Source organism: Bradyrhizobium sp. NAS80.1 (assembly GCF_001908205.1).
Lineage (GTDB): Bacteria > Pseudomonadota > Alphaproteobacteria > Rhizobiales > Xanthobacteraceae > Bradyrhizobium.
The window spans coordinates 1-9,895 of record NZ_LGHL01000183.1; the positions used below are offsets into that span (position 1 = coordinate 1).

Below are 9,895 nucleotides of genomic sequence, written 5' to 3' on the forward strand. Positions count from 1 at the left end.
CGCGCAGCGCTGCGCGCCGGCGCCGGCCTGGTGACGCTGGCAACGCCGCGCGACGCGCTCACGATCAATGCGAGCGCAATGACCGCAGTGATGGTTCGCCCTGTCGACACCGCGATCGAGTTCGGCGAACTTCTCGGCGACAAGCGTTACAACACCTGCATGATCGGCCCCGGCGCGGGCATCGGCGATCGGACCTGCGATCTCGTCCACACCGCGCTCTCGGCGCAACGGCATCTGGTGCTGGACGCGGATGCGCTGACGAGCTTTGCCGCGGCCCCCGAGCGCCTGTTTGAATCGATCAGGTCCGCGCAGGACAATGCGGTGGTGCTGACGCCGCACGAGGGGGAGTTTCCGCGCCTGTTCTCCGACCTCAGCAATAAATATCCGGGACGCTCGAAGCTGGAGCGCGTGCGCGCGGCCGCCGAGCGCTGTGGCGCGGTGGTACTGCTGAAGGGCCCGGACACCACCGTCGCCGCTCCCGACGGCCGCGCCACCATCGCCGCCAATGCGCCGCCCTGGCTCGCCACCGCCGGCGCCGGCGACGTGCTCTCCGGAATCATCGCGGGGCTTTTGGCGCAGGGCGTTCCGGCGTTCGAAGCTGCCAGCATCGGCGTGTGGATGCATGGCGAGGCGGGCAGCGAAGCAGGGCCGGGACTGATCGCGGAAGATCTCACCGAGACGCTGCCGGCCGTGCACCGGCGGATTTATGATGCCCTGGGCGTGGAGTACTAGTGCTCAGAGTGCTCGCGCTCACGGACATGGATGCGGCTGCGCAGGTTCATCGGATTGCGTTTGACCATGCGATGCCCTGGCTCGCCGGGCTGCACACGCCGGACGAGGACCGCTGGTTCTACTGCGGGCGTGTCTTTGCGGTGTGCCGCATATGGGGCCGCTTCGACGACGATGTGCTGAGTGGGATCATTGCTTTCAGCGAGGGCTGGATCGAGCAGCTCTACGTGCTTCCCACCGCCCAGGGCCGTGGCGTCGGCACCGAACTCCTCGACGTTGCCAAGCACGCCTGCGAACGGTTGGAGCTTTGGACCTTCCAGCGCAACGCGCCGGCGCGGCGCTTCTATGAGGTCCGCGGGTTCACACGGGTCGAACAGTCGGATGGAACGCGGAACGAGGAAAAAGAGCCCGACGTCCGCTACCTCTGGACGCGTGGAGCCGATGGGTCGGGTAGGATGGGTAGAGCGAAGCGAAACCCATCATTTCAATCCTTGGCGCGATGACGATGGGTTTCGCTTCGCTCTACCCATCCTACGCAAGCTTGGCGGCGGCTTCACTCCACCGCGTACCAGCGCACCAATCGTGGCGCAGCCCAATCGGTCGCGACGGACTCGATCAGCCAGCGGCCGGGGTAGGTCGCCGCGAATGCGATGCGCTGGGTTTGGCCGGGTTCGATCGCGAGCGTGTCGAGCCAGTACGGCTTCCAGCCATCGTCGAGCCGGTCGAGCAGGCGGAAATGGTGGCCGTGGAGGTGGAACACGGTCGTCGTCGGGCCGGGGTTCTTCACGGCTAGGACGACGGTCCGGCCGGCCTTGGTGCGGAAGATGGGGGCGGCTGACGCAGTGAAGCTCGACGGGCGGACCCAGCCTGCCTCGGCGGCTGCGAGCGCGACATCGAACCGCAGGGCGCTCTTGAGGTCGAGATGGGCCGGCAGCCCGTTGGACGGCAGCGGTGGCGGGGGCCGCAGGCGGGCCGGCCGGAGCGGTCGCTCGGCCGACGCAAGGAGGCGGGCGACGGTGCGGGCCTCCTTGCCGTCATGGAGCAGAATCGGTGCGGCGGAGGCCGGCGCCGCGGAGCCGTCGAGAAAGACGTCGGCCCGGCCCCCGGGGGCCAGCACAAGGGCGCCATTGCGGGCCGTGAAGGGCTCGGCCGGCTGGCCGTCCAGCGCCATGACCAGGACTTCAACACCCTCGAATTTGACTGCAACAACAGCGCGTTGGCAGCCGTTGATCAAGCGGAGCCTCAGCCGCTCGTTCTGACGGAGGGTGAAGTCGGGGGGCGATCTTGCCGTTGATCGTGAAGATCGGCGCAATCTCGCTGCCGGTAGCTCCCGGAGGGAGCGCGGCGCCGCCCGGGTCCAGGCGCCAGTCCTCGACCAGAAACAGCTCGTCGCGGTCGACTGCCAGCGGTTCGGTCTCCTGAACAACGACGGGCAGGGGACGCGCCGGACCCTTGAGGACGTCTTCGAACAGGCGAAGGTCCATCATCAGGGTTCCGGCGTGAGGCATTGAAAGAATTGAGGTTTCTGTCCGACCTGAAGCGATGGGCGAGCTCGCCAACATCGGCTCGGCGGCGCTTGCACCGTCCAACCCGTGCCATGTTGGTGCAATCGGGGCAGGCAGGTTGTTCTGGACGGCCACCTCGCAGCGGTCGCCGCGCCTGAGACGCACGGCTCCGGCGGGACTTACGGCGGCCAGCTCCCCGATCGCTGCAAGCGGTTGAGTCGGCTTCAGAGCCAGCGTTGCCGGTCGCGCCTCAAGCGCGAGCCGGGCGGTTGCGGACGGAGCTGCGCCGCCGGCAATCGCCCCTGCTGCCGAAGCTGCCAGGCCAGCCAAAACCTCGCGCCGGGTCGGGGCAAAAAACCTTGTTGTCATGGCTCGATGCGGACCACGCGGCGCTGGATAAGTCCAGCCGTCGTGCCTACTTAAAGCATGCCTCCAACGGGCCATTTTTTTTGCTGCGAACAGTCAGGCACATGCTATAAGCCCGGCCGCCCGCGGCATCGCGGCCGGTCTAGATGCAAATTCACGCGGGCGTGGCGGAACTGGTAGACGCGCTGGATTTAGGTTCCAGTGACGAAAGTTGTGGGGGTTCGAGTCCCTCCGCCCGCACCAAGCGCTTTCAGCGTTTGCACGGATTACCGAAGGGCCTCACTCCTCGCGGATGCTTTCCGTCCTGGAGCCGGGTCCGATGAACCACCGGCGTTGAGGCGTTTGCCTCGCGTCGGATCGATTAATGACAGCGTCCCGACGCATGCGCGCCTGGACCGAACGAAAAGAAGATTGGACGCCATGCAGGTCACAGAGACCCTCTCGGAAGGATTGAAGCACGAGTTCAAGATCAGCGTTCCCGCGTCTGATCTCGACGCCAAGGCTGGTGCCAAACTCGTCGACCTCAAGGACAAGGTCCGCATCAATGGCTTCCGTCCCGGCAAGGTGCCGGTCGCTCACCTGAAGAAGGTCTATGGCCGCTCGGTGATGGCCGAGACCATCGACCAGACCATCCGCGACACCAACACGCAGCTCTTCACCGAGCGCGGCTTCCGCCTCGCGACCGAGCCGAAGATCACAATGCCGACCGAGCAGGCCGCAGTTGAGGAGCTGCTCTCGGGCAAGTCCGATCTGACCTACACCGTTGCGATCGAGGTGGTGCCGGCGATCGCGCTCGCCGACTTCAAGAGCTTCCAGGTGGAGAAGCCCGTCGCTGACGTGTCCGACACCGACGTGGACGAAGCGATCAAGCGCATCGCCGATTCCAACCGCGGCTATGCTGCAAAGGGCGAGGGCGCCAAGGCCGAGTCGGGCGACCGGGTCACTATCAGCTTCAAGGGCACCATCAACGGCGAAGCCTTCGAAGGTGGCACCGGCGAGGGCATCCAGGTCGTGATCGGCTCCAACACCTTCATCCCTGGCTTCGAGGAGCAGCTCATCGGCATCGCCGCCAATGAGACCCGCACGCTGAAGGTGTCGTTCCCCAAGAACTACATGAACGACAAGCTCGCCGGCCAGCCGGCCGAGTTCGAGACCACCGCGACGCTGATCGAGGCGCCGCAGGACGTCGCGATCGACGACGAGTTCGCCAAGACGCTCGGCCTGGAATCGCTGGACAAGCTGAAGGAAGCCGCGCGCGAGCGTCTGGCCGCCGAGTTTGCCGGCGCGACTCGTCAGCGCGTCAAGCGCGCGCTGCTCGACCGCCTCGACGAGGCCCATCGCTTCGAGGCGCCGCCCTCGCTCGTCGACGAGGAGTTCAATCTGATGTGGAACTCGGTCAAGGCCGAGATGGACTCCGCCGGCAAGACCTTTGCCGACGAGGATACCACTGAAGAGGCGGCCAAGGAAGAGTACCGCAAGATCGCCGACCGCCGCGTGCGGCTCGGCCTCGTGCTCTCCGAGATCGGCGAGAAGAACAAGATCACCGTGACCGACGACGAAGTTGGTCGCGCGGTGATCGAGCGGGCGCGCCAGATGCCTGGCCGCGAGAAGGAAGTCTGGGACTTTTACCGCAACAACGCCAACGCCCTGGCCCAGCTTCGTGCGCCGATCTACGAGGACAAGGTTGTCGACTTCATCCTCGAGCTCGCCAACGTGACCGAGAAGAAGGTCTCGCGCGAGGACCTCTACAAGGACGATGATGCGGAAAAGACCGCAGCCTGAAGGCTTTGAGAAAGCCTTCTATTAAGGATGATCAGCGAAGAGGCCCAGCTAGCCAGGTGGCTGGCTGGGCCTGTTTGTGCGAATCAGCTTCAACTGCCCCGTGGATTAAGCCTTAATTCGCTCCGCACTTGTCTGGCGAGAATTGGGCTATATCTGTCAAGTCCTGCATCACGGGACGTCCATCGGCCTTCCGGCAAATCCAGCCAACGCTGGCAGCTGGGACTGCGATGTCCGCGTCCAAAAAACCCTAGGTGACTCATGCGCGATCCGGTTGAAACCTACATGAACCTCGTGCCCATGGTGGTCGAGCAGACCAACCGTGGCGAGCGCGCCTACGACATTTTCTCGCGCCTTTTGAAAGAGCGCATCATCTTCGTGACCGGTCCGGTCGAGGACGGCATGTCGACGTTGATCGTCGCGCAGTTGTTGTTCCTTGAAGCGGAAAATCCGAAGAAGGAAATCTCGATGTACATCAATTCGCCGGGTGGCGTGGTGACGTCGGGCCTTGCGATTTACGACACGATGCAGTTCATCCGTCCGCCGGTCTCGACGCTGTGCACGGGCCAGGCGGCCTCGATGGGCTCGCTGCTGCTCGCTGCCGGCGAGAAGGACATGCGCTTCTCTCTGCCGAACGCGCGCATCATGGTGCACCAGCCCTCCGGCGGCTTCCAGGGCCAGGCCACCGACATCATGCTGCACGCCCAGGAAATCCTGAACCTGAAGAAGCGGCTCAACGAGATCTACGTGAAGCACACCGGCCAGACCTACAAGTCGATCGAGGACGCGCTGGAACGCGACAAGTTCCTGACCGCGAGCGATGCCAAGGAGTTCGGCCTGGTCGACAAGGTCATCGACAAGCGCGCCGAAGAGGTGGCGCCGGCGAAGGTCCTGTAGCACTCTACCGGGATTGTAAGAGCGGTCCCCGGGGATACCGGGGATCGTGAGGGCGACGTTCACGTTCGGAACGCGTTCGCAGGCGCGCAAAAAGCTGTTTTGCGCCCTGCGACAGGCAGGAAGTTCCGCTTTCGTGCTTGTTTTTCGTGGCAATCCAGCAACGTCGGGGTGATTTCGATCACTTCGCCCGTGCCAAGACGTGAAATCACGGTATTGTCACGGGTAGCCGACGGCCCCCGATTAGCGAATTCTTGATAGTCGGGTGACAGCATGGTTGGCTACGACTGATCGGCTATGATCGCGGGAGAATCGAGTGACCGTGATTCGCACGGGATGTAAGGCGTAGGGTCTTTTTTGGTACGGAATTTGCTCTATTTAAACTTCATGCCGGCAGCGTGCCGGAATGGAGCGATCGAGCGAGACGATCGAACCGCGGACGGAGACAGGAATGAGTAAGGTTGGCACGAGCGACTCCAAGAACACGCTATATTGCTCGTTCTGCGGCAAGAGCCAGCACGAAGTCCGCAAACTGATCGCGGGTCCCACGGTCTTCATCTGCGACGAGTGCGTCGAGCTCTGCATGGACATCATCCGCGAGGAGAACAAGTCCTCGCTCGTGAAGTCGCGCGACGGCATTCCGACGCCGAAGGAAATCTGCAAGGTGCTGGACGATTACGTGATCGGCCAGAGCCATGCGAAGAAGGTCCTGTCGGTCGCTGTGCACAACCACTACAAGCGCCTCAACCATCAGACCAAGCACAACGACGTCGAGCTCGCGAAGTCGAACATCCTGCTGATCGGTCCGACCGGCTCGGGCAAGACGCTGCTTGCGCAGACGCTCGCCCGCATCCTGGACGTGCCGTTCACGATGGCCGACGCGACGACGCTGACCGAAGCCGGGTATGTCGGCGAGGACGTCGAGAACATCATCCTGAAGCTGCTCCAGGCTGCCGACTACAATGTCGAGCGCGCCCAGCGCGGGATCGTCTACATCGACGAAATCGACAAGATCAGCCGCAAGTCCGACAATCCCTCGATCACGCGCGATGTCTCGGGTGAGGGCGTGCAGCAGGCGCTGCTCAAGATCATGGAAGGCACGGTGGCTTCGGTTCCGCCGCAGGGCGGCCGCAAGCATCCGCAGCAGGAATTCCTGCAGGTGGACACCACCAACATCCTGTTCATCTGCGGCGGCGCCTTCGCCGGCCTCGAGAAGATCATCTCGGCGCGCGGCCGGTCCACTTCGATCGGCTTCGGCGCCCAGGTGCTCGCGCCGGAGGATCGCCGTACCGGCGAGATCTTCCGTCACGTCGAGCCTGAGGACCTCCTGAAGTACGGCCTCATCCCCGAGTTTGTCGGCCGTCTGCCGGTCGTCGCGACGCTGGAGGATCTGGACGAGACCTCGCTGAAGAAGATCCTCACCGAGCCGAAGAATGCGCTGGTGAAGCAGTACCAGCGGCTGTTCGAGATGGAGAATATCGAGCTGACCTTCGCCGACGAGGCGCTTGGCGCGGTCGCCCGCAAGGCGATCGAGCGCAAGACCGGCGCGCGTGGTCTGCGTTCGATCCTCGAAGCGATCCTGCTCGAGACCATGTTCGACTTGCCGGGCCTGGAAGGTGTGGAAGAAGTCGTTATTTCGCGCGAAGTCGTGGAAGGAACGGCGCGTCCGCTCTACATCTACGCCGATCGGTCCGATCGCGCCGTCGAGAACGCCAGCGCCTGATCTGCGGCGCTGGAGGCCAAATCGTCCAGTCAGAGCTGACGGCTGCGGAATTGTATCTCCGCAGCCGATGTTGCGTCGCTTATATGCGTGCGTAAGCGCCTGATGGCGCGTATTTTTCAACGACTTGACACCCCCCGGGTCGATAACCACCTAATGTCGGGGGCGAGCTGGAATTCCCTTCAAGATTCGCCTCAGTTACGATCTGGCGAGCCGGTCCAATTCGTGAGAGGACCGACCGGTTCTGCGGATCACCTCGGCACCTTGTGGCGGTTGCGCATGATCATGGCGGGCTGCGTTCAAGGGGGCAAAGCAAAAGGAAAAGGCCATGACCAATCCCAAACCCCGGCCAACCATTGTCCATGGCGAAACGCACGCCTATCCCGTGCTGCCGCTGCGCGACATCGTCGTCTTCCCGCACATGATCGTGCCGCTGTTCGTCGGCCGCGAGAAGTCGATCCGCGCGCTCGAAGAGGTGATGAAGAACGACGCGCTGATCATGCTCGCGACGCAGAAGAACGCGTCCGACGATGATCCGGCGCCCGACGCGATTTACGAGACCGGAACGCTTGCCAGCGTGCTCCAGCTCTTGAAGCTTCCCGACGGCACCGTGAAGGTGTTGGTCGAAGGGCTCGAGCGTGCGCACGTGCAGAAATACACCGATCGCGCCGACTATTACGAAGCGACCGCCGTTGCGCTCGCCGACACCGATGCGAAGTCGGTCGAGGCCGAAGCCCTGGCGCGCTCGGTCGTGTCTGACTTCGAGAGCTACGTGAAGCTCAACAAGAAGATCTCGGCCGAGGTTGTCGGCGTCGTGCAGGCGATCACCGATTTCGCCAAGCTCGCCGACACGGTTGCCTCCCATCTCGCCGTCAAGATCGCGGATCGCCAGGGCATCCTGGAGACGCTGTCCGTCACCACGCGTCTTGAGAAGGTGCTGGGCCTGATGGAGAGCGAGATCTCGGTGCTGCAGGTCGAGAAGCGCATCCGCTCGCGCGTCAAGCGCCAGATGGAGAAGACCCAGCGCGAGTATTATCTCAACGAGCAGATGAAGGCGATCCAGAAGGAACTCGGCGACGACGACGGTCGCGACGAGCTCGCCGATCTCGAAGAGAAGATCTCCAAGACCAAGCTCTCCAAGGAAGCGCGCGAGAAGGCGCAGCATGAATTGAAGAAGCTGCGCCAGATGTCGCCGATGTCCGCGGAAGCGACCGTCGTGCGCAACTATCTGGATTGGCTGCTGTCGATCCCGTGGAACAAGAAGTCCAAGGTGAAGAAGGACCTGGAAGCGGCGCAGGCCATCCTGGACTCCGATCACTACGGGCTCGAGAAGGTCAAGGAACGTATCGTCGAGTATCTCGCGGTGCAGTCGCGCGCCAACAAGCTGACCGGGCCGATCCTGTGCCTCGTCGGGCCTCCCGGCGTCGGCAAGACCTCGCTCGGCAAGTCGATCGCGAAGGCGACGGGGCGTGAATTCGTGCGCGTCTCGCTCGGCGGCGTACGCGACGAGGCCGAGATCCGCGGTCACCGCCGCACCTATATCGGCTCGATGCCCGGCAAGATCATCCAGTCGATGCGTAAGGCGAAATCGTCCAATCCGCTGTTCCTGCTGGACGAGATCGACAAGATGGGCGCCGACTTCCGCGGCGATCCGTCCTCGGCGCTGCTCGAGGTCCTCGATCCCGAGCAGAACGCGACCTTCAACGACCACTACCTCGAGGTCGACTACGATCTGTCCAACGTGATGTTCATCACGACCGCGAATACGCTCAATATTCCCGGGCCGCTGATGGACCGCATGGAGATCATCCGGATCGCGGGCTACACCGAGAACGAGAAGGTCGAGATCGCGCGCAAGCACTTGATCCCGAATGCGGTGTCCAAGCACGGCCTGGACTCCAAGGAGTTCTCGATCGACGACGACGCGCTGCTGCTTCTGATCCGCCGCTACACCCGCGAAGCGGGCGTGCGTAACCTGGAGCGTGAGCTCTCGACACTCGCCCGCAAGGCGGTGAAGGAGCTGATGATCTCCAAGAAGAAGTCGGTCAAGGTCACCGAGAAGACTCTGGAAGAGCTTCTGGGCGTGCCGAAGTACCGCTTCGGCGAGATCGAGAGCGAGCCGCAGGTCGGCATCGTCACCGGCCTTGCCTGGACCGATGTCGGCGGCGAGCTGCTGACCATCGAAGGCGTCATGATGCCCGGCAAGGGCAAGATGACGGTCACGGGCAACCTGCGTGACGTGATGAAGGAATCGATCTCGGCGGCGGCGTCCTACGTCCGCTCGCGCGCGATCACCTACGGCATCGAGCCGCCGCTGTTCGACCGGCGCGACATCCACGTGCACGTGCCGGAAGGCGCGACGCCGAAGGACGGTCCGTCGGCGGGCGTTGCAATGGCCACCGCGATCATCTCGGTCATGACCGGCATCCCGGTCCGCCACGATGTTGCGATGACCGGCGAGATCACGCTGCGCGGCCGCGTGCTGCCGATCGGCGGTCTGAAGGAGAAGTTGCTGGCCGCTGCCCGCGGCGGCATCAAGACGGTGCTGATCCCCGAGGACAACGCCAAGGATCTCACGGAGATTTCCGATGCGATCAAGGGCGGCATGGAGATCATCCCGGTGTCCCGTCTGGACGACGTCGTCGCCAAGGCGCTGGTGAAGAAGCCGGTGCCGATCGTCTGGGAAGAGGACACCAAGGTGACGGTGAAGGCGGACGGCGACGAAGCCGCCGGCGGCCTGACCGCTCACTAAGGTTCCGCGAAAGATGATAAAATGGCGCCTTCGGGCGCCGTTTTTGTTGTGTGCCGAGTATGAGCGACAGCTTGGAGGTGGAAGTCCTCTATCCAGCCTGATGGCGGTGAAGGATTAGCGAAGCGCAAGGGCGTCATCGCGAGGTGGGGT

General features: G+C 63.5%; 9 protein-coding genes, 1 tRNA gene and 1 pseudogene. 7 read left to right on the forward strand and 4 right to left on the reverse strand.

Features of this window, described 5'->3' with window-relative positions; all coding sequences use genetic code 11:
* Together AC629_RS34310 and AC629_RS34315 are read left to right on the forward strand one after the other, a co-directional pair.
* A partial coding sequence (locus tag AC629_RS34310) for an NAD(P)H-hydrate dehydratase (protein WP_084809212.1) occupies positions 1-732 on the forward strand: 732 nt, incomplete at its 5' end.
* Positions 732-1,232 (forward strand): GNAT family N-acetyltransferase, encoded by a 501-nt coding sequence (locus AC629_RS34315; protein ID WP_084809213.1) that lies wholly within the window; start codon positions 732-734, stop codon positions 1,230-1,232. The genes AC629_RS34310 and AC629_RS34315, both read left to right, overlap by 1 nt.
* Positions 1,233-1,282: 50 nt before the next feature.
* On the opposite strand, the gene AC629_RS50310 is transcribed toward AC629_RS34315, so the two are convergent.
* The 3 genes and pseudogenes from AC629_RS50310 to AC629_RS50320 all read right to left on the reverse strand — a co-directional run.
* Positions 1,283-1,963, reverse strand: a complete 681-nt coding sequence (locus tag AC629_RS50310; RefSeq protein ID WP_349531361.1) for a multicopper oxidase domain-containing protein — start codon at positions 1,961-1,963, stop codon at positions 1,283-1,285.
* Positions 1,911-2,216 carry a cupredoxin domain-containing protein gene (locus tag AC629_RS50315; RefSeq protein WP_349531362.1) on the reverse strand — a complete coding sequence of 102 codons (306 nt, stop codon included), beginning with the start codon at positions 2,214-2,216 and terminating at the stop codon, positions 1,911-1,913. The genes AC629_RS50310 and AC629_RS50315 overlap by 53 nt, the downstream gene beginning before the upstream one ends.
* 60 nt (positions 2,217-2,276) lie before the next feature.
* Positions 2,277-2,678 (reverse strand): annotated as a pseudogene (locus AC629_RS50320) (hypothetical protein); the annotation flags it as partial.
* Between the two features lie 80 nt (positions 2,679-2,758).
* Between AC629_RS50320 and AC629_RS34325 the strand changes: the two are divergent.
* From AC629_RS34325 to AC629_RS34335, 3 genes are all read left to right on the forward strand, one after another.
* Positions 2,759-2,843: transfer RNA gene (locus AC629_RS34325), tRNA-Leu, on the forward strand.
* A gap of 177 nt (positions 2,844-3,020) precedes the next feature.
* Entirely contained in the window at positions 3,021-4,382 is a 1,362-nt protein-coding gene (tig, locus tag AC629_RS34330) for a trigger factor (RefSeq protein ID WP_084809214.1), read from the forward strand.
* Positions 4,383-4,640: 258 nt separating this feature from the next.
* A complete protein-coding gene (locus AC629_RS34335; protein WP_084809215.1) occupies positions 4,641-5,276 on the forward strand; it encodes an ATP-dependent Clp protease proteolytic subunit in 636 nt (211 codons plus the stop codon).
* A 59-nt stretch (positions 5,277-5,335) separates the two neighbouring features.
* Here the strand turns inward: AC629_RS34335 and AC629_RS45875 are convergent, their stop codons facing one another.
* On the reverse strand, positions 5,336-5,548 hold the full coding sequence (locus tag AC629_RS45875) for a hypothetical protein (RefSeq protein ID WP_143199654.1): 213 nt from the start codon (positions 5,546-5,548) through the stop codon (positions 5,336-5,338).
* A gap of 176 nt (positions 5,549-5,724) precedes the next feature.
* Between AC629_RS45875 and clpX the strand changes: the two genes are divergently transcribed.
* Both clpX and lon read left to right on the forward strand, forming a co-directional pair.
* A complete protein-coding gene (gene clpX / locus AC629_RS34340) occupies positions 5,725-6,996 on the forward strand; it encodes an ATP-dependent Clp protease ATP-binding subunit ClpX (protein WP_008547851.1) in 1,272 nt (423 codons plus the stop codon).
* 325 nt (positions 6,997-7,321) lie between these two features.
* A complete protein-coding gene (lon, locus tag AC629_RS34345) occupies positions 7,322-9,745 on the forward strand; it encodes an endopeptidase La (RefSeq protein WP_084809216.1) in 2,424 nt (807 codons plus the stop codon).
* Positions 9,746-9,895: the final 150 nt, after the last annotated feature.

What these genes read in the sequence shown, in the direction of transcription:
- AC629_RS50315 (WP_349531362.1), bottom strand. Translation starts at nt 2,216, where the DNA reads ATGATGGACCTTCGCCTGTTCGAAGACGTCCTCAAGGGTCCGGCGCGT.
- tig (WP_084809214.1), top strand. Translation starts at nt 3,021, where the DNA reads ATGCAGGTCACAGAGACCCTCTCGGAAGGATTGAAGCACGAGTTCAAG.
- AC629_RS34335 (WP_084809215.1), top strand. Translation starts at nt 4,641, where the DNA reads ATGCGCGATCCGGTTGAAACCTACATGAACCTCGTGCCCATGGTGGTC.
- AC629_RS45875 (WP_143199654.1), bottom strand. Translation starts at nt 5,548, where the DNA reads ATGCTGTCACCCGACTATCAAGAATTCGCTAATCGGGGGCCGTCGGCT.
- clpX (WP_008547851.1), top strand. Translation starts at nt 5,725, where the DNA reads ATGAGTAAGGTTGGCACGAGCGACTCCAAGAACACGCTATATTGCTCG.
- lon (WP_084809216.1), top strand. Translation starts at nt 7,322, where the DNA reads ATGACCAATCCCAAACCCCGGCCAACCATTGTCCATGGCGAAACGCAC.